At 60.7% G+C, this 20,613-nt stretch carries 17 protein-coding genes; 16 read left to right on the top strand and 1 reads right to left on the bottom strand.

The features are described from left to right. Positions 1 to 344: 344 nt before the first annotated feature. From tssA to MUM_RS0119930, 16 genes are all read left to right on the top strand, one after another. Positions 345 to 1,898, top strand: a complete 1,554-nt coding sequence (gene tssA, locus MUM_RS0120005; RefSeq protein WP_010173314.1) for a type VI secretion system protein TssA — start codon at positions 345 to 347, stop codon at positions 1,896 to 1,898. A gap of 32 nt (positions 1,899 to 1,930) precedes the next feature. After that, positions 1,931 to 2,428: a type VI secretion system contractile sheath small subunit gene (tssB, locus tag MUM_RS0120000; protein ID WP_010173311.1), complete on the top strand. Its 498-nt coding sequence runs from the start codon at positions 1,931 to 1,933 to the stop codon at positions 2,426 to 2,428. Between the two features lie 27 nt (positions 2,429 to 2,455). After that, the gene (gene tssC, locus MUM_RS0119995; protein ID WP_010173310.1) at positions 2,456 to 3,931 is read left to right on the top strand and encodes a type VI secretion system contractile sheath large subunit; all 1,476 of its coding nucleotides are present in this window, start codon (positions 2,456 to 2,458) and stop codon (positions 3,929 to 3,931) included. Beyond that, complete coding sequence (gene tssE, locus MUM_RS0119990; RefSeq protein ID WP_029616020.1) at positions 3,928 to 4,353, top strand: type VI secretion system baseplate subunit TssE; 426 nt, start codon at positions 3,928 to 3,930, stop codon at positions 4,351 to 4,353. Before tssC ends, tssE begins: the two co-directional genes overlap by 4 nt. After that, positions 4,343 to 6,118 carry a type VI secretion system baseplate subunit TssF gene (gene tssF / locus MUM_RS0119985; RefSeq protein WP_010173308.1) on the top strand — a complete coding sequence of 592 codons (1,776 nt, stop codon included), beginning with the start codon at positions 4,343 to 4,345 and terminating at the stop codon, positions 6,116 to 6,118. Before tssE ends, tssF begins: the two co-directional genes overlap by 11 nt. Beyond that, positions 6,082 to 7,089, top strand: coding sequence for a type VI secretion system baseplate subunit TssG (gene tssG / locus MUM_RS0119980; RefSeq protein ID WP_029616019.1), 1,008 nt, complete (start codon positions 6,082 to 6,084; stop codon positions 7,087 to 7,089). Before tssF ends, tssG begins: the two co-directional genes overlap by 37 nt. A 12-nt stretch (positions 7,090 to 7,101) precedes the next feature. Then, positions 7,102 to 9,666 carry a type VI secretion system ATPase TssH gene (gene tssH / locus MUM_RS0119975; protein WP_010173306.1) on the top strand — a complete coding sequence of 855 codons (2,565 nt, stop codon included), beginning with the start codon at positions 7,102 to 7,104 and terminating at the stop codon, positions 9,664 to 9,666. After that, positions 9,666 to 11,198, top strand: coding sequence for a sigma-54 interaction domain-containing protein (locus MUM_RS0119970; RefSeq protein ID WP_010173305.1), 1,533 nt, complete (start codon positions 9,666 to 9,668; stop codon positions 11,196 to 11,198). The genes tssH and MUM_RS0119970 overlap by 1 nt, the downstream gene beginning before the upstream one ends. Positions 11,199 to 11,266: 68 nt before the next feature. Then, the gene (locus MUM_RS0119965; protein ID WP_010173304.1) at positions 11,267 to 11,398 is read left to right on the top strand and encodes a hypothetical protein; all 132 of its coding nucleotides are present in this window, start codon (positions 11,267 to 11,269) and stop codon (positions 11,396 to 11,398) included. Between the two features lie 18 nt (positions 11,399 to 11,416). Then, a complete protein-coding gene (gene tagH / locus MUM_RS0119960; RefSeq protein ID WP_010173303.1) occupies positions 11,417 to 12,598 on the top strand; it encodes a type VI secretion system-associated FHA domain protein TagH in 1,182 nt (393 codons plus the stop codon). Between the two features lie 5 nt (positions 12,599 to 12,603). Continuing rightward, a complete protein-coding gene (gene tssJ / locus MUM_RS0119955) occupies positions 12,604 to 13,086 on the top strand; it encodes a type VI secretion system lipoprotein TssJ (protein WP_010173302.1) in 483 nt (160 codons plus the stop codon). A gap of 1 nt (position 13,087) precedes the next feature. After that, positions 13,088 to 14,416, top strand: a complete 1,329-nt coding sequence (tssK, locus tag MUM_RS0119950; RefSeq protein WP_010173300.1) for a type VI secretion system baseplate subunit TssK — start codon at positions 13,088 to 13,090, stop codon at positions 14,414 to 14,416. A gap of 4 nt (positions 14,417 to 14,420) precedes the next feature. Next, on the top strand, positions 14,421 to 15,281 hold the full coding sequence (gene icmH / locus MUM_RS0119945) for a type IVB secretion system protein IcmH/DotU (RefSeq protein ID WP_010173298.1): 861 nt from the start codon (positions 14,421 to 14,423) through the stop codon (positions 15,279 to 15,281). A 15-nt stretch (positions 15,282 to 15,296) separates the two neighbouring features. Next, on the top strand, positions 15,297 to 18,686 hold the full coding sequence (gene tssM / locus MUM_RS0119940) for a type VI secretion system membrane subunit TssM (RefSeq protein WP_010173296.1): 3,390 nt from the start codon (positions 15,297 to 15,299) through the stop codon (positions 18,684 to 18,686). After that, positions 18,683 to 19,411 carry a PP2C family protein-serine/threonine phosphatase gene (locus MUM_RS0119935; RefSeq protein WP_029616018.1) on the top strand — a complete coding sequence of 243 codons (729 nt, stop codon included), beginning with the start codon at positions 18,683 to 18,685 and terminating at the stop codon, positions 19,409 to 19,411. The genes tssM and MUM_RS0119935 overlap by 4 nt, the downstream gene beginning before the upstream one ends. Beyond that, entirely contained in the window at positions 19,408 to 20,286 is an 879-nt protein-coding gene (locus MUM_RS0119930; RefSeq protein ID WP_010173292.1) for a serine/threonine-protein kinase, read from the top strand. Before MUM_RS0119935 ends, MUM_RS0119930 begins: the two co-directional genes overlap by 4 nt. Here MUM_RS0119930 and MUM_RS0119925 read toward each other — a convergent pair. Further along, positions 20,283 to 20,612 (bottom strand): DUF6388 family protein, encoded by a 330-nt coding sequence (locus MUM_RS0119925; RefSeq protein WP_010173290.1) that lies wholly within the window; start codon positions 20,610 to 20,612, stop codon positions 20,283 to 20,285. The two genes, MUM_RS0119930 and MUM_RS0119925, sit on opposite strands and share 4 nt — an antisense overlap. Position 20,613: the final 1 nt, after the last annotated feature.

Genomic DNA, 20,613 nt, shown 5'->3' with positions numbered 1-20,613 from the left:
TTGTTTCGACGGAGAGTACTGCTTTGTAGCTGGCTTTAATTGTATTTATTTGCGCATAGGTGCGCAGTTAGTTGCTCATGTCGATACAGGGTTCCGTACGGAGAGTCTGCTTGATTAATGGTGTTAGTTGTTGTTTTGGCTGCGCAAATTGTTGCGCGTCGTCGAATTATATATTTTCGTAGGAAATTCCTTAACCATCGTTTCGTGGCTTGAACATTGCTTTTTGCACGGATAAGGTTCGTGCTCTTCCCGCCGGGAAGGCGAACTTTAAACAGTGTTCTGGTGTGCGCTTGAATTGCCATTAGTTCGCTGAATATATCCAGGGAAGTAAAGTGCGGCCAATGATGGTTTATTCAGACAGGCTTTCCGATTATTACCTCGAACTTGCGCAGGCACCCAACTCGAAAGCGAGTTTTGCGGGCGTCGATATGCGTTTTTCGACCGAGTATGAGGCACTAGAAACCGAGCTCGGCAAGGCGCATTCCCTTCACGGTAACAGTCAGCCTGACTGGCAGTGGGTGGTGGAAAAAAGTGAGGCCCTGTTACGTCATCAATCCAAGGACTTGCGGGTTGCCGTCTGGTTGACCTGGGCATTGCATCAGCGCGAGTCCTTCGCCGGCCTTCTCGCCGGCCTCGGATTGTTGCGCTACCTCTGTGAGCATCATTGGGCGGTCGTATATCCAGGCAAGCTGCGCACCCGCAGCGCCGCATTTGGCTGGCTGGTGCCGCGCCTTGGGCAGGTGCTTGCGCAAAATCTTTCGTTCAAGGACCAGCGCCCCCTGTTCCATTGCATGCTCGAACATCTGGTTCGGCTGGATGAACTATGGACCGAACACCTTTCTGAAGACGCGCCGCTGTTACTGCCGGTTCGCAGGCAGCTGTCGGACAGGCTGCAGCAGGTCACCGAGAGTGATCCCCTTCCAGGCGGCACGGCCGCGGTGATCGCCCAGATCAAGCAGGTGGCCACTCAGCTGCTGGCGCCCGAGCCGGTCGTGGATAACGAAAAGGACGCTCATAAGCTGCTGCGCACGCTGCAGGAGAGTGCCCGGTCTCTGTCGGCCTGGTGGCAGCGCCAGAATGCCACGGACCTGCGCGCGCTGCGCCTGAACCGAACCTTGACCTGGCTGACGATCACCAGCCTCCCGGATTGCAACAGCGAGCAGGTCACGCCTTTGCGAGGCCCAGCGCCGGACAAGCTCAAACGTTACCAGGAGCGCTTCGCCCAGGGGCAGCACGCCGACTTGTTGTTGGAGCTTGAGGCGAGCCTGGCGTGCGCACCTTTCTGGTTTGACGGTTTGTACCGGGTGTGGGAGTGCCTGCAGGCACTTCAGGCCGATCTGGCCATGACCGAGCTGGAAGTGCACTTCGCCCTGTTGCTCCAGCGATTGCCGGGGCTACTGCAGCTGCGCTTCCACGATGGAACACCCTTTGCCGACTCCGTTACCCGAGGCTGGATCAACACCCAGGTTACCCGCCATTTGCAAGCCCCGGTGACCCCCAGGTCGGTGCCTGATGCCCAGGCAGCGCCCTGGGACAAAGCGTTGCACGACGTTATGCCCGTATTGCGCAAGGACGGGTTCAAGGCGGCTGTTCGGTCGCTCAAGCAAGGCATGCAAAGCGCTGCAGGTGAGCGTGCCCGTTTTCATTGGCGACTTGGCCTGGCCCGGTTGTGTGTCCTGGCGGGCAAGCATGACCTTGCCAAAGTCCAACTCGACCATCTGGACCACGAACTGCAGCAATCAGGCTTGCAGCGCTGGGAGCCCGAGCTGGCGGTTGAAGTGCTGCAACTCTTGTATGGCTGTTGTGATGTGTTGCCGCAAAGCCATTCCGTGCGTGAGCGCAAGGAAGAAGTCCATCGCAGGCTGTGCCACTTCGATCTTGAAGCGGTACTTGAATAGGCTTTCGAGCCACCCGAAAAAGGAGAAACACCATGGCGAAAGAAGGTTCGGTAGCCCCCAAGGAACGCATCAATATCACGTTCAAACCCGCCGTCGGCACCGCGCAGGAAGAGGTCGAGCTGCCGTTGAAACTGCTGGTGCTCGGCGACTTCACCCAGCGTGAAGACCTGCGCAAGCTCGAAGATCGCAAGCCCATCGGTATCGACAAGAACAGCTTTGACGAAGTGCTGGCCAAGCAAGCCTTGAGCCTGACGTTAAACGTTGCCAATCGGCTCCAGGACGCTGCCGAACCTGATGAGTTGGCGATCCAGGTCAGGATCAATGCGATGAAGGACTTCAACCCTGCACACCTGATTGAGCAAATTCCCGAGCTGAAAAAGCTCATGGAATTGCGTGATGCACTTGTTGCGCTCAAGGGACCGCTGGGCAACACCCCCAGCTTTCGAAAAGCCATTGAAGACGCCCTCGGCGATGACGAGTCCCGCACCCGGGTCTTGGCTGAACTGGGGCTGGACAGCTCCGCCGTATGACTCTTTCAGTAAAAGGACACTGACGCCATGACAACCCGCCAAAGCCCGCTGCACGCTCCCACAACAGATGAATACAGCATTCTCGACAACATCATTGCCCAAACCCGCCTCAGTGCCGACGACGAGGCCTATGGCATCGCGAAACGCGGGGTTTCGGCATTTATCGAGGAGCTGATCAAACCACAGAACAGGGGCGAGCCGGTCAAAAAGCGCCTGGTTGACCGGATGATCGCCGAGATAGACGCAAGGCTCAGCCAGCAAATGGATGAAATTCTTCACCACCCGGAATTCCAGGCCTTGGAGTCATCCTGGCGCGGCTTGCAGTTGCTGGTTGACCGCACCAACTTCCGTGAAAACATCAAGATCGAATTGCTGAGCGTTTCCCGCCAGGACTTGCTGGATGACTTTGAGGACTCACCTGAGGTAACTCAGTCCGGGCTCTACAAGCATATCTACAGTGCCGAATACGGTCAGTTCGGCGGTCAGCCCGTAGGGGCAATCATCGCCAATTATTTCCTGTCGCCCAGTGCTCCCGACGTCAGGCTGATGCAGTACGTCTCCAGCGTGGCCTGCATGGCCCATGCGCCGTTCATTGCGGCAGCTGGTCCGGGGTTCTTCGGCCTGGAGAGCTTCACCGGCCTGCCTGACCTCAAGGACCTGAAAGACCATTTCGAGGGGCCGCAGTTTGCCAAATGGCAGAGTTTTCGCCAGAGCGAAGATGCTCGTTACGTCGGTCTCACCGTACCGCGCTTTCTACTGCGTACGCCTTACGATCCCGTGGATTGCCCGGTCAAGACGTTCGCCTACCAGGAAAATGTGGTCAACAGCCACGAGCACTATCTGTGGGGCAACACGGCGTTTGCCTTTGCTACGCGCCTGACGGACAGCTTCGCCCGCTTTCGCTGGTGCCCGAACATTATCGGCCCGCAAAGTGGGGGTGCAGTGGAGGACTTGCCGCTGCATCACTTTCACAGCATGGGCGAGATCGAAACCAAGATTCCTACCGAGGTGCTGGTATCCGACCGACGTGAATACGAACTGGCGCAAGAGGGTTTCATTGCCCTGACCATGCGCAAGGGCAGCGACAATGCGGCGTTCTTTTCTGCAAGCTCGGTGCAGAAGCCCAAGTCCTTTGGAATCAGTGCGGAGGGCAAGGTTGCCGAACTGAATTACCGGCTGGGCACCCAGTTGCCCTACATGATGATCGTCAATCGCCTGGCTCATTACCTCAAGGTTTTGCAGCGTGAGCAGCTGGGATCGTGGAAGGAACGTACCGACCTGGAGCTGGAACTCAACAAGTGGATTCGCCAATACGTAGCTGACCAGGATAACCCCAGTGCCGAAGTGCGTGGACGGCGCCCGCTCAGGGCGGCGCGCATTGTGGTCAGCGATGTTGACGGGGAGCCCGGCTGGTACCGCGTCAACCTGAGCGTTCGCCCGCATTTCAAGTACATGGGGGCGGACTTCACGTTGTCGCTCGTCGGCAAGCTCGATAAAGAATGAGCCGTAGCCACGTGATCCTCCAAAACCGTAGCCTTTTCGAACGCCTGGAGTCCGGCGCGAGTCGCCGTCCGCAGGACAGCGTCGTGGAGTCCGTGGCCAGCCATTTGGCGAAAATGCTCAGCACCCGTGTGGGTAGCGTGCAGACGCTACCGGATTACGGGTTGCCTGACCTGAACGACATGCGCTTCAGCCTGCATGACGCGTTGAGCCAGGCACGCTTTCTCATTGAGCGTTTTATCCAGTCCTATGAACCACGGCTGAAGGATGTACGTGTCAAGGCATTGCCCCAGGACCGTGATCCGTTGGTGCTGGCTTTTTCCATCGAGGGCGTCATGGAAATAGATGGCGTGAAGCAAACAGTCGCCTTCTGCGCAAACCTGGCCCATGGTGCACAGGTTGAGGTCACGCCTGATGTCCTTTAACCGCTACTACCAAAGCGAGCTGGGTGCACTGCGACAGTTGGGGCGACGCTTCTGCGAGCGCAACCCGGCACTTGCGCCGTTTCTTGGGGACGCCGGCCAGGACCCGGATGTAGAGCGCTTGCTTGAAGGCTTTGCATTCCTCACCGGTCGCTTGCGTCAGAAGCTTGATGACCAGTTGCCGGAGCTGAGTCACTCGTTGATGCATTTGCTGTGGCCCAACTATATGCGGCCGCTGCCTTCGTTCAGCATGCTGCAGTTCGATCCCCTCAATCGGGCGGGGCCTGCCATCCACGTCGAGCGGGACACCCCGGTGGAAAGTGTTGCGATCAACGGGGAGCGTTGCCGTTTTCGTACCTGTTACCCGACGCAGGTTTTACCGCTGAAACTGGCCGCCCTGGAATACTCGGTAAAGGGCGAGTGCACGCTGCTGTGCCTTCGCCTGGAAATGACAGCCGAGGGCGACTTCGGCGAGTTGGCACTGGGCTGCCTGCGTCTGCATCTTGCGGGGGAGCAACCCGTCAGCCAGGCGCTGTACCTGGGCCTTTTGCGGCACTTGGATGGGTTCGAGTTGCAACCGTTGGGCCGTGATGGACGGCCGGTAATTGGCAGCGACGGTGAGGCTGTGTCGCTGCGTCTGTCCAGTAGCCAGATCAGTCCAGTGGGCTTTTCCGAGGATGAGGCACTGATCCCTTATCCGTTGAATACCTTCCGTGGCTATCGCCATTTGCAGGAGTACTTCGCCTTTCCCGATAAATACCTGTTTGTCGATGTGGGCGGCCTTGACGTGTTGAACAGGTTGCCCATTGACGTGCTCAAACAGGTCCATGGGCTGGTGCTGCGCTTCAACCTGCGTGGCCGCGGCCTTGAGCGACTGACGCCGACCCTGGACAACGTGAAGCTGTACTGCACGCCCATCGTCAATCTGTTCAAGCACGATGGCGTGCCGATTCGTTTGGATGGCAAGCAGGACGAATACCTGTTGTTGCCTGGCGAATACACCCGGGGAAACTGCGGTGTGTTTTCAGTCGACAAAGTCACGGGATGGCGGCCGGGGGGGCTGGGGTACCAGGAATATGTGCCCTTCGAGTCGTTTGAACACGATTTTGGCGGCGCCTCGCCCAGCTATGGCGTTCGCCAGCGGCCATCGCTGCACCATACCGGCCTGGATACCTGGCTGAGTTTCGACCCGCGCCGGGAACATGATCAGGAAACCCTGTCGGTTGAGCTGACCTGCACCAACCACAACCTGCCACGCCAACTGCAGGTAGGGGACATCAACCAGGCTTGCGAGCAGACACCCGAGTTTGTTTCGTTCCGCAACATCACGGCGGCAACCCCGAGTTTTGCGCCGCCCCTGGACAGCGACTTCCTGTGGCGACTGATCAGCAATATGTCGCTCAACTATTTGTCGCTGACCGATATCAACGCCCTGAGAGTGATCCTCGAAACCTACGACCTGCCGCGCTATCACGACCGCCAGGTGGAGAAGGTCAGCCAGAGAAGGCTTGGCGCACTTCAATCGATCAGCCATCAGCCTGTGGACCGGCTGCACCGGGGCCTGCCATTTCGCGGCTTGCGTGTTGACCTCACCATCGATCCCGAGGGCTACCTGGGGGAGGGCGACGTGTTTGTCTTTGCTTCGGTACTGAATGAGTTCTTCGCGCTCTACGCCAGCCTCAACTCGTACCACGAACTGCGAGTCATCAGCACACAAGGAGATGTGTACCTATGGCCACCCCGGATGGGCCAGCAGCCCCTGCTTTAAACGCATTATCCCGAGTGATTCGCGAGTACTCGGTGTTTCAGGCGGTGGCGCAGATCATCGAGCGCTTGCGCGAGGCGCACCCCTCGCTGGACGAAGAGGGGTTGTACGACCAATTGGAGTTCCAGGCCAATCCAGGCTTTGGGTTTCCCGGCAACGATATTGACCGTGTGGAGTTTTTTGTCGAGCACGGCCATTTGCGGGCACGGGTTCGTCTCAACGTGCTGGGCCTGTTTGGTACAGGGTCGCCGCTGCCGGCGTTCTATGGCGAGCAAGCCTTTGCCGAGGTCTCGGGCGGCAATACGACGCGTGATTTCCTGGATCTCTTTCACCATCGCCTGCACCGGCTGATAGTGCCGATCTGGCGAAAATATCGTTATCAGGCGAGTTTTCAAACCGGCGCCAGTGATCCATTTTCCGAGCAGATGTTTGCGTTGGTGGGCCTGGGCGGCAGCGTGATTCGCAGCACCGCTCGACTGAACTGGAAGCGCCTGTTGCCCTACCTCGGGCTGCTGAGTCTGCGGGCGCACTCTGCCGCGCTGATCGAGACCGTGCTGCGTTATTACTTCAAGCACAGCCGGCTGGTTATAGAGCAGTGGGTCAAGCGCACGGTAGTGATTGCCCACGAGCAGCGTAATGACCTTGGCCGCAGCTATAGCTCGCTGGGTTCCGATCTGGTGCTGGGGGATTCCATCCTCGATCGCAGTGGCATGTTCAGGGTTCATGTGCTGGCACTCGACTGGGAGCGTTTTCACGAGTTTTTGCCCACCGGGGCGGGTTATGAGCCGCTGTGTGCGCTGGTGCGTTTCGCCGCCCGGGACCCCTTGGAATACGACGTTCGGCTGGTGTTGGCAGAGGGTGAGGTACGGCCATTGCGCATCGGTGAACACAACGTCTGCCGCTTGGGCTGGACCAGTTGGCTGGGGCATGAGCGGGCTTACGGCATGGTCACCCTGGCCAGTAAATCTCATTAGGGACGGATGAATATGATGAATGTGGATCTGCAACAACTTATCCAGGCATTGACGGCGCCCACACGGCGCGATCTGGAACGCTGCGCCGAACGATGTGTGACCCGCGGTGGCGGCGAGGTCTTGGTGGAAGACCTGCTGTTGACCCTCCTGGAGCATCCCGAGGGCCTGTTGATGCGTGCGCTGCAGGACGCGGGCGTGGATGCCGGCGAACTGCACGCCGTGCTGCAACCAAGGATCGACCAGAGCGCCTCCCGAAATCCGGTGTTTTCACCTGCGTTGGTGCAATGGTTGCAGCAAGCGGTGCTGGTTGCCCGCCTGGAGTTGGGCCGAAGCGAAGTGGAGCACGGTGCCTTGTTGCTGGCGTTGTTGCGCAACCCGTTGCAGCACGCGGGCAGCCGATACCAGGTGGTGTTGAGCAAGCTTGATGTGCAGCGTGTGCTCGGTTTTGTCTTGAGTGAAAGCCCGCAGACACCTTCACCTGAAGGCGGGCATTCATTGCTGGAGCGTTTTACCCATGACCTGACTCGCCAGGCTCGGGACGGAAAACTCGACCCGGTACTTTGTCGCGATAACGAAATCCGGCAAATGATCGATACCCTCGCGCGGCGGCGCAAGAACAACCCCATCCTTGTAGGCGAAGCGGGTGTGGGGAAAACCGCGATAGTCGAGGGCCTGGCTCTGCAGATCGTGAGTGGGCAAGTGCCAGAGGTGCTCAGGAACGTGCGTCTGCTCACGTTGGACATGGGCTTGCTGCAAGCCGGCGCCAGTATCAAGGGCGAGTTCGAGCGACGCTTGAAAGGCTTGATCGACGAGGTCGGTGCCTCTTTGCAACCGATCGTCCTGTTTATCGACGAAGCCCATACCCTGGTGGGCGCAGGCGGCCAGCCGGGCGGTTCCGATGCTGCCAACCTGCTCAAACCGGCGCTGGCCCGTGGCGAGTTACGCACCATCGCCGCCACGACCTGGTCGGAGTACAAGAAATACTTCGAGAAAGACCCTGCGTTGGCGCGGCGTTTCCAACCGGTACTCGTGCGCGAGCCGATGATTGAGGATGCGGTGACGATTTTGCGTGGGCTGGCCCCGGTATATGAGGCCAGTCACGGCGTTTACGTGCGCGATGATGCCGTGGTCGCCGCCGCGCAGTTGAGTGCCCGTTACCTGACGGGCCGCCAGTTGCCGGACAAGGCTGTGGACGTATTGGACACCGCTTGTGCCCGGGTGCGTATCAGCCTGGTGACGGCACCGGGCGAACTGCAACGTCTGCGCGCCGAGCTGGCCGAAGGCACGCGTCAGCAGGCCGCCGTGCGCCGGGATGCCGACGCAGGATTGACCATCGATGAACCGGCGTTGCAGCAACTCACACGGCGACTGGAAGAAGTAAAGGTCGCACAGTTACAGCTTGAACAACGCTGGGCCTGCCAGCGCGACCTGGCCGAGAAGGTGCTCTCGCTGCGCCAGCAACTGGCCGAATCCCGCGGCAGAGGCGAACGGATTGAGGCCCTTGAACAGAGCCTCGCTGAAAACCGGCAAGCGTTGCAGGCTGCGCAGCACGGGCAACGATTGGTCAGCTTCGAAGTGTGCCCGCGGTTGGTGGCACAGGTGATCAGTGCCTGGACCGGTATCCCGCAGGAACAGCTTGCCCGTGAACACAGTGCGAAGGTCCTGAACGTTGCCGAGGATCTGCGTGGCCGCATTCTCGGGCAGACGTACGCGGTGCAGGTCCTGGATCGTTGCCTGCGCGCTGTCGCGGCCGGCGTGAACAGGCCTGATGCGCCGGTAGGTGTATTCCTGCTGGTGGGCCCCAGCGGCGTGGGCAAGACAGAAACTGCACACGTTCTGGCCGACCTGTTGTATGGCGGCGAGCGTTTTGTCACCACGATCAATATGTCGGAGTACCAGGAGAAACATTCCTTGTCCCGGTTGATCGGTGCACCGCCGGGTTACGTCGGCTACGGGGAGGGTGGGGTGCTGACTGAGGCCGTGCGACAGAAGCCCTATTCCGTTGTGCTGCTCGATGAGGTCGAGAAGGCCGACCCGGATGTGTTGAACCTGTTTTATCAGGTGTTCGACAAAGGGGCGGCCAATGACGGCGAAGGGCGTGAAATCGATTTTCGCAACACGCTGATCCTGATGACTTCCAACCTGGGCAGCGAACGTATCACCGAGCTGTGCACCGACGGGCAACGACCGGATATCGAGGTGCTGCATACCGCTATACGGCCGGCCCTGAATGCTCATTTCAAACCGGCATTGTTGGCTCGTATGCGTGTAGTCCCGTATTACCCGGTTGCGGGCGCAGTGCTGCATCAGTTGGTTGAAAACAAGCTTCAACGCCTGGGGCATCGATTGCTTCAACGCAAGCTGACATTCAGTCACACGGAGGCGTTGGTCACCCACATGGCCGAGCGCTGCAGCCACAGTGAGAGTGGCGCGAGGTTTGTCGATCAATGGATCGAGGCGAACCTGTTGCCACAGGTGGTGGACCGACTGCTGGAGGCGATGGCCGCTGGCAAGTCCCTGGAGTTTGCCCACGCCAGGCTGGATCCCAACGGCACTGTTGTCTGTGAGTTCAGCTGATGACGGACGACCTGTTTACCCACCTGCCAGGCCCACTGGATTACGCTGCTGCCTTGCTGGGGTGTTTCGCCCGGTTAGGTATCGTTGGCGACGAATCGACATTGGCCGAGGATTTTGCGGCAGCCGTCGCACAGTTGAGTGCGTGCGAACTCAGCCAGTTGTACCTGCTGGATCAGGCCACCGGCCGCCTCGATCTGGCTGCCCAGTATTTTCCGGAACGGCCACCATCCGGTGATGGTGCAAACCCGGCAACGGACTTCAAGAACGAGCAACTGTTGCAGTACGTTCTGGGACAGAACCGCGTAATCAACCTCATTGAGCTGGACAACAGTGTGTATGACACGGGGTTTCTGCCGGCTGCCACATTGCCTTGGCAATCCCTGCTGTGCGTGCCATTGCCGGGGCAGGGCAAACAGGTGTCCGGGGTGTTGTTGTGCGCCAGTCAGCGAGCGACGGAGCTGGCTGGCTACGGTGCCTCCCTCGGGCAATTGGGGTGCTTTGTCGTGAACCAGTTGGCCATGTTGCGGCGAATGCGCCGGGGCAGCGGCGCTTTGAAGGTGGTGCGCAGTACCCCTGTCGCCAGCGCCTACGGCTTGATTGGTAACAGCACGGCGATGGACGAAACGTGTCGCTTGATTGGCAAGGTGGTGCACAGCCCCTACACCGTTTTGTTGCGGGGAGAGACCGGCACTGGAAAAGAGGTGGTCGCACGGGCCATTCATGCTGCCGGGCCGCGCAGCAACAAGGCATTTGTGGTGCAAAACTGCGCCGCGTTTCCCGAAGGCTTGCTGGAGAGCGAGTTGTTCGGCTACCGCAAGGGCGCTTTCACGGGGGCTGAAAGAGATTACGCCGGTCTGTTTGACACCGCCCACGGCGGCACGCTGCTACTCGACGAAATCGGTGACATGCCGCTGTCACTGCAGGCCAAGTTACTGCGGGTGCTGCAGGAAGGCGAGATCCGGCCGTTGGGCGCCAATACGGCCCACAAGGTCGATGTACGGATCCTCGCGGCGACCCACCGGGACCTCACTGGCATGGTGGCTGAGGGCAGCTTTCGCGAGGATCTTTATTACCGCTTGGCGCAGTTCCCTATCGAGTTGCCGGCGCTGCGCCAGCGAGACGGTGACGTGCTGCAACTGGCCCGGCATTTCGCCGATAAGGCCTGCGCGATGCTGGGTCGGGCGCCGGTAGGCTGGTCGAGTGCGGCCCTGGACCAACTGTCCAGCCACAGCTTCCCCGGCAATGTTCGCGAGCTTAAATGCATGGTGGAGCGAGCAGTGCTGCTTTGTGATGACGACGTCATCCTGCCCACGCATTTGTCGCTGTCGTCCGGCCTCGGTGCGCCAGCGGTTGACGCGACGTTTCGCCAGCGGATGGAGCGGGTCGAGCGCGTTGTTTTGATCGACTGCCTGCGCAAGAACCGCGGCAATCGCACCCGCACTGCCCGTGAGCTGGGTCTCGCGCGGCGCACGCTGCTTTACCGCCTTGCACGCCTGGACATTCCCTTTGGCGACGCCAGGGGAGAGTGCTGAATGGTGCCCCCTTCAAATCCTGCAATGGCCCGCCTGAAAGCGGGACCCACCCCAATGGGAGATACCTCATGGCTGTTTGTCAGTGGCAAGCCCTGGTGCTTGTGTTGTTTGTGCTGGGTGGCTGTAACACCAATCACGTCTTTGACGACGGTGACTACCGCCCGCTGGGTGACCCGCAGCCCATCAGTCGTGGCCGTTGAGCGCAGGGGAGTCCAGCCATGCAACTAGTGTTTGAGGTGTGTCCTGTGGGCCAAGCAGGCTCAGCGCCGGCCCTGGGCAAAACCTTTGACCGTGTTGGCGGTGTCATAGGCCGGGGAGCCAGTTGTGACTGGACGCTTCCTGACCCCAGCCGCCAGGTTTCCAGCCGTCACGCGGTGGTTAGCTATCGTGACGGCCGGTACTTTCTGACGGACGTCAGCAGTAATGGAACCCGCCTGGCAGGCAGCGGTGAGCGTTTGCAGGAGGGACTGGAACGACCAATAGACGACGGCACGGTCTTTCAATTAGGGCCGCTGAATATCCGCGCATGGCTGGTCAGTCCGGCGACGGCGTCAGGCCAGGACGGATTGCACACGCTGATACCCGATGATGCATTTCTTGACCTGGATCCGGTGCGGGCACTGGCCTGCGAACGGCAGCGGGAAGACGAGTCGCAGGAGTTGGCCGCTCTGGTCATGACGTCCCATGAGGCATTGCAGTGGACAGATCATGCAGCCGCGGACAGGGATCATCTGACGGTTCCTGAACTTGTGGAGCCGGGGCACAACGCTGCCATGAGCGTGGAGGCGCCGCAGCCAAGCCAGGGTTCAGAGCCATTTTGGTCGGCGTTTGCGCAGGCACTTGGAATCGATCTGGACACCCTGGATGGGCCGGGAAGAGAGGTGCTGGCGATCAAGGCGGCCGGGTTGCTCAGGCAAATGACTGAAGGGTTGCAACAGAACCTGGGCACCCGCAACGAACTCAAGCATGAGCTGAAACTGGCACCCACCCACACGGCGCTCCAAAGTCCCAATCTTTTCAGAGACAGCTCTGACGCCAGTGAGGCCTTGGGGTTGCTGCTGGGCACCGGGCAGTTGGGGCAGGTGCCGGCCGAGAGGGTGGTCATGCGCGCCTACCGCGACATGCAGGCTCACCAGGTGGCTTTACTGGTGGCCTGCCGCGCAGCCGTGCGCGGGGCTCTGGCGGCCTTTGCACCGGGGCATCTGCTCCTGTGCTTCGAGCGTCAGGCGAAGCCTGCGCTGATTCCCCGGAGTAGCACCCACTGGCGGGCGTATCAACGCCATTACCAGGCGCTGATCGAGGACGAACATCTCAGTGAGCGCCTGCTGGGCAGTGACTTCAGCAAGGCCTACGAGGAGCAGATTCGTCTGATCTCAACCCTTCACCGTTATCCAGGATGATCGTCATGTCCCGAGTCACCGCTGCATTGTTGTGCGCCGTAATCGGCTTGTTGGGGGGGTGTTCTCTGTCGCCCTTTTCGAAGTTGACCAAGCTGGACCTGACACTGACGGCCAGCGAGCGGGTCAACCCGGATATCCATGGCCGGCCATCGCCGATCGTGGTGCGGCTGATGGAGCTTCGACACCCAGTGGCTTTCGAACATGCGGACTTTTTCAGCCTTTACGGCCATGGAGCGCAGGCGCTGCCCAAAGACCTGGTGAACCTCGAAGAGCTCGAGTTGCGCCCCGGCGATCACACCACCCTCAAACTCAGTCTGGAGCCGGGCAGTCGCTATGTCGGCGTGCTGGCGGCTTACCGTGATTTGCCCCACGCGCAATGGCGCTATGTGTTGCCGGTGACGGTGCAGCAATTGACGCGCGCCGAGCTGGTGCTTGATCAAACCGGTATTCGGTCAGCGAGCCCACACTCGGCCAGGGCGGGGGACTGACATGCACAGTCAAAAAGTCATCTGGCAGGAAGGCATGTTGCTGCGCCCTCAGCATTTTCAGCAAAACGATCGGTATCACGATCAGCAACTCAAGCGTCGCACCCAGTTGTTGTGCCGCCATGCCTGGGGTTTCCTGGCCCTGGACATCGATGTGCAGTACCTCAATATGGGCAAGATCGTTGTCAGCCAGGCCAGTGGCGTATTGCCGGATGGCAGCCTGTTCGAGCTGGGCGGGGCCATGGAGTCACTGGTGCTGGAGGTGCCGGCAAATACCGGAAAACAGGCGGTGTACCTGGCGTTGCCGCTGACCACGAGTAATTGTGTGGAAGCCCGTCTACCCGAACAGCTCGACGTAGTGGCGCGCTACAAGACCCTTGCGGTAGACGTCAGTGACTCCAACGCCGGGGAAGACTCTCGCCGTCAGGTCAATTGCGGGCAGCTGGATTTTCGCCTGCTGCTGGGGGAGCAGCACAGCGACCAACATTACGTGAAACTCAAGGTTGCGCAGGTGCTCAGTTGCACCGAGGAGGGCATCCGCCTGGATGCCGATTTTATTCCGACCTTCATTCACCTGCAGGGCTCCGGGTACCTGTTGTCTTGCCTCAAGGAGGTGATCAGCCTGCTCGCTTACCGGGGAGACGCCATCGCCGGGCGGATTCGCGCCAACGGCTCTGCCGCCGGCGCGGAGGTCGGTGACTTCCTGATGTTGCAATTGATTAATCGCACCGAACTGGTTTTGCGTCACTACCTGAGCCTGAGCCAGGTCAGCCCTGAAACGTTGTATCGAACACTGCTGTCGGTCCTGGGTGAGCTGGCGACGTTTGCCAGCGACAGCAAGCGTGCGCACTTCGAGGGGCATTACCGGCACAGTGATCAGGGCGCCAGTTTTCGTGGGTTGATGGAGCCGATTCGCAGCCTGTTGTCGAGGGTGCTTGAACAGCATGCCGTTGAGCTTGGGCTGCAACCTCGCCAGTACGGGGTATTGGTGTGCCCGGTAAGCGACCTCAACCTGCTGGGCTCGGCGACTTTCATTCTGACCGCCAGTGCACATTGTGACGCCGAGGAACTGCGCCACCGGCTTCCGGCGCACCTCAAGGTTGGCCCTGTGGAGCGGATTCGCGAGCTGGTTAACCTGCATTTGGCGGGCATCAAGGTCAAACCGCTGCCGGTGGCTCCCCGGCAGATCCCGTTCCATGCCGAAAAAACCTATTTCTTGCTTGAACTCGATGCCCGCGACATCGAGCAGTTGAAGCATTCGGGAGGGTTTGCCTTCCACGTCAGCGGCGAATTTGCCGAACTGGAACTGAAATTCTGGGCCATCAGGAACTGAGACCATGGACAGGGAATACCCGCAGGATGAAAAAACCGTACTGCTCGATCGACAGGGGCGCGGCCCGGCGCAAGGGCCGATAACCGACTTCGCTTCGCCGCCCCGTTTCGAACACCTGGAAGATCGGATGATTTACGCCGCCCGATTGCAGGGCGCGGAGCACTTCAACGTTGGCCTGAATGGTTTGGTAGCGCCTGCCTGGGAGTTGTTGTCCGAGGTGGTGAAGCTCAAGCGCAGCAACGCCGAGGAAAGCCTGCGGGCACTCAACGAACGGTTGTCATCCGCGGTCACGCTTTTCGAGACCAGGGCTCGACATGACGGAGCGCAGGGCAGCGAGGTCATGGCGGCGCGGTATGTGCTGTGCAGTGTGATCGACGAGGCTGTGGTCACCACCTCATGGGGCAGCCAGAGCGATTGGTCGAAGATGAGCCTGCTGAGCAGCTTTCACAACGAAACCTTTGGCGGCGAGAAGTTTTTCCAACTGCTTGAGCGGATGTCGAGAGACCCCGTCAAGCACCTGGCGATGCTGGAGCTGATGTACTTGTGCCTGTCACTCGGCTTTGAGGGCAAGTACCGGGTGATGGAGCGCGGGCTGTTGCAGCTTGAACAGGTTCGGGACGCGCTCTATCGGCAGATCCGGCATGTACGGGGCGACTCGCCTTCTGCATGCGCACCTCCGCCCAGGACGGAGCTGCCACGTCAAAGGCGACTGAGGGTGGTGCCTGCCACCTGGGTCGCTGTGGGTGTCGTGGCCTGCCTGTTGACCCTGTATTCGGGGTTTTCCTGGGTGCTGGACCAGCAGCGCGAGACGGCGTTGCAACCGTATCAACTATTGGCGCCGGATATTACCCGGGCGCCCCTCTAACGCAGGGAGCAACTCATGAACGCATTCTTCCGGAACGCGGGCACCGTGCTGGGCAGGATTTGGGTCTGGAGCCTGTTGCTGGTGCTCGCGGTCGCGATGATCGTGTGGTTCTTCGGGCCATTGCTGGCGGTCGATGATTATCGATTCTGGCAAACGGCAGCGGCGCGCCTGCTGACGATCAGCGCGCTGTTTTTGCTATGGGGCCTGGGGGTGGTGTATGCCAATTGGCGCAGCACGGCCCGGCAAGGAACCGTCGACAATGTTGAACTGCGCCCGCGTAAAGAGCTGGTCGAGAGCGAGCAGCGGCATCTGCGCGGTCTTTTCAAGGACGCGCTGTACACCTTGAAAAACTCGAGCATTTACGGCGAGCGCAGCCTGCGTTGGCGCAATGCGTTGCCGTGGTACCTGCTGATCGGCAAGGAAGGCAGCGGGAAATCCCGAATGTTGGCCGCCAGTGGATTGCAATTGCTCCCGGATCGGGGCGGGTCGATGGCGACGACAGACGTCGGTGGCACCGGTTACGGTGAGTGGCATTTCACCGAAGACGGCGTGTTGCTCGACACTGCTGGCCGCTACCTCACCCAGCCCGACGGCAGTGTGGATGGCGCAGGCTGGTCGACCCTGCTGGGCCTGCTCAAGGCGCGTCGCCGAACGCGCCCGCTGAATGGCGTGGTGGTGGCGCTGTCCATGGACACACTGCTCCATGGCAGCGAGCGTGATCTGGAGAAGGAGGCGCGGGCGGTCCAAAGTCGGCTGCAGGAAATCCGGCACACGTTGCATGTGGATTTGCCGATCTATCTGGTGGTGACCCAGGCCGACCGTCTGCCGGGGTTTGCGGAGTTCTTCGAGCATCCACTGGGGGAGGGCAGTGACGCGGTGCTCGGCGAATATATCGTCCCGGGCAAAGCCGGTATTGAAAATGGCCAGGTCCGCCAGGCGTTCGAAGCGCTGCTGCAGCGTTTGAGCGGTGAACTTGTACAGCGTCTGCACCATGAGCGTAACAGCGACCTGCGTGGCCGGATGCTCGATTTCCCTCATCAGGCGGCCCGGATTGGTGAGCGTCTCAGCCTGTATATCGAAGTGGCCTTCTGCGGCCCGCGTTATCAGCGCACCAACGGATTTCGTGGCTTCTACTTCACCAGTGCGGGCGGTAGCCCACAGGCGCTGGAACCTCGGCCGCGTTTTATCCAGGGCCTGTTCAGCCGGGTGATTCTGGCTGAAGCGGATCTGGCGGGCCTCGACAGCCTGGAGCGGCGTCGGATTCGCTGGCGGCAGGGGCTGATGGCGCTGAGTGCATTAGTGGTTGTCGGGACGGCGGGACTGCTTTGGACCCACAGTTACTCCTCCAATCATCAACGTCTGGAGCAACTGCAAGGTCTGGTGCACCCACCCACGACCGCGCAGCCCGGCCTGGACGCTACCCTGGCACTCTTGCCTCTGCTGGACAATCGCCTGGCGGCCACACAGGTTTTCCCTGCCCAGGGTGAGGCCAGGCTGGCTGAGCGGATGGGTTTGTATCAGGGCAATGTCACCCGCTCCGTACTGGAGCAGGCCTATGAGCAGGCGTTGGGTCAGTTACTGCTGTCCCAGGTCAGCGAGATGCTGCAAGAGCAGGTTCGGGGCAGCCTGGACGATCGTGAGCGGTTGGTGGACAACCTTCGTGCGTACCTGATGCTCAACCTGCGAGAACGCCGGGATGTCGGCTGGCTGCGTGAGCGGGTGGCGGGGCATTGGTCGGTACGGTTTGCCGGCGAGCCCTCTGTGCAAAGTCGTTTGAATGGGCACTTCGCCCGCTTGCTTGAACAGCCCTTCGTGCAGCCGCTCGATGATGAACTGGTGGCCCATGCACGGCACGTGTTGCGGGGCGAGTCACTGGTCGATGTGGTGTACCGCGTGCTGCGGGAACAAGCCCGCGACCTTGAACCTTTGCGCCTTGCCCACGGGCGGGTATTTGATGGCGGCGACCGTCCCATTCCGGGGTTTTATACCCGCAAGTACTTGCGGCATTTCGAAGAGCAGGGCGCGCGACTGGTGAACGCCATTGTTCAGGATAACTGGGTACTGGGAGAGGGCGCCGACCTGAGCGCCATGGACCTGCAACGGTTGATGGTGGAACTCGAACAGCGCTACTTCAGCGAGTATGCGGATGCCTGGGGCGAGGCACTTGGGCAGATTAGCCTGCGTGAAACTGACAGTTCCAGGCAAGGTACCGAGCAGCTCGCCAGTTTGACGTCGGCCCAGTCACCGTTGTTGCAGTTGTTGCAACAGGTGCGTGACAACACGCGCTTACCGTCGGCCACTGAGCGGCTGGACGAGCTGGCTGCCAAACTGCCGGGCGCTGTGGCAGAGCGGGTACAGACCGCTGCCGGGCTGGCCAATACGTTGCCCGATACCGCCCGGCGTGCCATGCAACGCCGCTTCGAGCCCTTGCACCAATTGCTGGACAGCCAGCAAAACCCGGGCACCGAGTTGACCGGGATGCTGCAGGCACTCAACGACTTGCACTTGCAGTTGGCGGCCTTGAATCGCGAAGGGGCGCCGGAGCCGGTGGCCTTCGAAATGGTCAAGCGGCGGATCCAGGGGCAGCAGGACGCCCTGGGTAACCTGCGAAACGTTGCTGCACGTTTGCCATTGCCGCTGGCGGGCTGGTTCGAAAGCCTGGCCGACGAACATTGGCGCCGGTTGCTCGACCAGGCCTATCGCCATGTGAACCAGCGTTATCAGAGCGAGGTGTATGGGTTTTACGCCAAGGCGATCAAGCAGCGTTTTCCGTTCGATGCCCATGCCAGCAGCGACGTTTCCCTCAACGATTTTCAGGAGTTCTTTAAGCCGGAAGGGGTGATGGCGCGTTTTTTCGACAGCTACCTGAGGCCGTTTGTCAGCGGTGAGGCAGGGCGCTACAGGCTGCGTAGCCTGGATGGGCGCAGCTTGCCGATGTCACGGGTATTGCTCGACCAGCAAGCGAAGGTGCAGGTGATCAGGCGCGGTTTTTTTGCGGATGAGCCGGGTGACTTGCAGGTTCGTTTCACGCTGGCGCCCTACAGCCTGGACTCGTCGGTGAGCCGCGCGGTGTTGCGTTTCGGTGATCAGCAGATGGAGTACCGGCACGGGCCGATTGTACCCATGGCAATGCAATGGCCAACCGAGGTTGAAAATGGTCGCAGCAGCCTGGTGCTGGAGCGGGCCAGTGAGCGGGCGTTGGGCCTCGAAAAAAATACCGGGGCCTGGTCCCTGTTCCGTCTGTTCGACCTGATGCAGAGCGAACCCTCCAGCGGGCAGGATGTGCTGGTCCTCAAGGCGGACCTTGCGGGCTTGCGCGCCAACTACCTGCTGACCAGCCGACGTACGCCCAATCCGTTTCAGATGGCGCAGTGGCGTACTTTCCGCCTGCCGGAGCAGTTGTGAGCCGGCCTCTCGACCGCTGGCACAGCGCAGGCCGAACGGACCGTGGAAAGGTCCGGCTGCGCAATGAGGATGCCTTTCTCGATTGCCCCCGGAACGGGTGCTGGGCCGTCGCGGACGGGATGGGCGGGCATCAGGCGGGGGATATTGCCAGCCAGATGGTGGTCGATAGCCTGGCGTCGTTGCCAGGCCAGGGCAGCCTGGACGAACGTGTCGAGGCAACCCGCCGTTGCCTGCAATGGCTCAACCGGCGGCTGGGCGAGGAGTTAACCTTGGCCGGCCAGGGCGCCGACTGCATCATGGGCAGCACGGTAGTGGCGTTGCTGCTTCAGGGCGACCGCGCCGCGTGTGTCTGGGCGGGTGACAGCCGTTGCTACCTGTGGCGCGGGCAGACGTTGTACCAGCTGTCGCGGGATCATTCGCTCTTCGAGCAGTTGGTTGATCAGCGAGTGAGCCTGGAACAGGCCAGGGCTCATCCTGATGGACGGGCCTTGACCCGGGCCATCGGCTCGCGGGCTCCTCTGAATCCGCAGGTATTGGAACTCGGGACCATGGCGGGGGATGTTTTTCTGCTGTGCAGTGATGGCCTGTACCAGGCGCTTAGCCATTACGAGTTGGGCCAGGCATTGAGCCTGGGAAGCCCGCAGCAGGCGCTGGACCAACTGTTCGCCGGTGTATTACGGGGGGCCGCCGCTGACAACCTGACCGCTGTGGTGGTGCAGTCGTGAGCGACGTGACCCACTTTGCCTTTGCCGAGGCACAGGCAACCCCGCCGCGTGACGGCACACCCGAATTGCTGGCCGGGCGCTACCTTATCGAACGTGTGTTGGGGGCAGGCGGCATGGGGGTGGTCTATCGCGCACGGGACCTGCTGCACGAACAGTTTGGCGAGCCGCGCTCCCGTGTGGCGATCAAGGTGCTGGGTGAAGCCATCCGCGAGTCTGCAGATGCCCATGTGCTGCTTTACAGCGAGTTCGCCCTGACCCGTAGCCTGCGGCATGAGCAAGTGGTGCGTGTGTTTTCGTTTGAAGTGGACGCTCCCTGCCAGATCGCCTTCTTCACCATGGAGTTGCTACAGGGCATGACCCTGGATCGGTTGCTGCTGGAGTGTCCTGGTGGCTTGCCCTGGCGAGAGCTGCAAAGCATCGCCGTGCAGTTACTGGATGCGCTGCGCCATAGCCATCAGCACGGCGTACTGCACGGGGATGTGAAGCCCGGCAATATCATGGTGGGCGATGGCGGCTTGCGTTTGTTTGATTTCGGCCTGGGCCAGGCTTGCGGGCAGGCTTCAACGGGGTCGCCCGGCTTGAGTCGCAGTCGTTTCAACGCTTGGACGCCCGCATACGCCGCGCCGGAGTTGCTGGCCGGAGGAGCGTTGTCGGCCAGTGCCGACCTGTATGCCGCGGCGTGTGTGCTGTATGAGTTGGCACACGGCCGACGCCAGCCCGCTGAACGTCCGCCCCGGCCCCGGCAATTACCCCGCCGTTGCTGGCCGGCATTACGCACGGCGTTGGCGGTCGACCCCGAACGCCGGGCCATCACCCTTGATGAGTTACACGAGGTGCTCGGCGATACCCGCCAGGGACTGGGCCGCTGGTTCTAGCCGGGCAGGTCATGCAGTTGGCAATATTCCGTCCAACTCAGGCCTGCCATTTGCGCCACTTCCTTGTGCACCTCAAGGCGCTGGGCCTCGAACTCCGCAGGGGAGTGCGCCGTCAGTTTCAGCGTCAGCTCCCAGGCAAACAAGCCTTGCTGCTCGGCTTCAGCCTCAAACGCTTCATGCAGGCGCTCGGCGCGGTACTGCTCGATGGTTTCCCCCTTGGCCTGGGCCGCCAGGGGGTTCAACGTATTCAGTTCTGCGGCCAGGGCCGGGTGCTCGTTCAGGAATCGGTCCAGGGCTAGCTGGTGGTTTTCGCCGGGTTGGGACAAA

This window comes from Pseudomonas sp. PAMC 25886 (assembly GCF_000242655.1).
Lineage (GTDB): Bacteria > Pseudomonadota > Gammaproteobacteria > Pseudomonadales > Pseudomonadaceae > Aquipseudomonas.
This window is presented reverse-complemented; position numbering and strand designations above follow the sequence as displayed.

Excerpts from the sequence above, each read along its gene's own strand:
- tssA (WP_010173314.1), top strand. The coding sequence starts at position 345 with ATGGTTTATTCAGACAGGCTTTCCGATTATTACCTCGAACTTGCGCAG.
- tssB (WP_010173311.1), top strand. The coding sequence starts at position 1,931 with ATGGCGAAAGAAGGTTCGGTAGCCCCCAAGGAACGCATCAATATCACG.
- tssC (WP_010173310.1), top strand. The coding sequence starts at position 2,456 with ATGACAACCCGCCAAAGCCCGCTGCACGCTCCCACAACAGATGAATAC.
- tssE (WP_029616020.1), top strand. The coding sequence starts at position 3,928 with ATGAGCCGTAGCCACGTGATCCTCCAAAACCGTAGCCTTTTCGAACGC.
- tssF (WP_010173308.1), top strand. The coding sequence starts at position 4,343 with ATGTCCTTTAACCGCTACTACCAAAGCGAGCTGGGTGCACTGCGACAG.
- tssG (WP_029616019.1), top strand. The coding sequence starts at position 6,082 with ATGGCCACCCCGGATGGGCCAGCAGCCCCTGCTTTAAACGCATTATCC.
- tssH (WP_010173306.1), top strand. The coding sequence starts at position 7,102 with ATGATGAATGTGGATCTGCAACAACTTATCCAGGCATTGACGGCGCCC.
- MUM_RS0119970 (WP_010173305.1), top strand. The coding sequence starts at position 9,666 with ATGACGGACGACCTGTTTACCCACCTGCCAGGCCCACTGGATTACGCT.
- MUM_RS0119965 (WP_010173304.1), top strand. The coding sequence starts at position 11,267 with ATGGCTGTTTGTCAGTGGCAAGCCCTGGTGCTTGTGTTGTTTGTGCTG.
- tagH (WP_010173303.1), top strand. The coding sequence starts at position 11,417 with ATGCAACTAGTGTTTGAGGTGTGTCCTGTGGGCCAAGCAGGCTCAGCG.
- tssJ (WP_010173302.1), top strand. The coding sequence starts at position 12,604 with ATGTCCCGAGTCACCGCTGCATTGTTGTGCGCCGTAATCGGCTTGTTG.
- tssK (WP_010173300.1), top strand. The coding sequence starts at position 13,088 with ATGCACAGTCAAAAAGTCATCTGGCAGGAAGGCATGTTGCTGCGCCCT.
- icmH (WP_010173298.1), top strand. The coding sequence starts at position 14,421 with ATGGACAGGGAATACCCGCAGGATGAAAAAACCGTACTGCTCGATCGA.
- tssM (WP_010173296.1), top strand. The coding sequence starts at position 15,297 with ATGAACGCATTCTTCCGGAACGCGGGCACCGTGCTGGGCAGGATTTGG.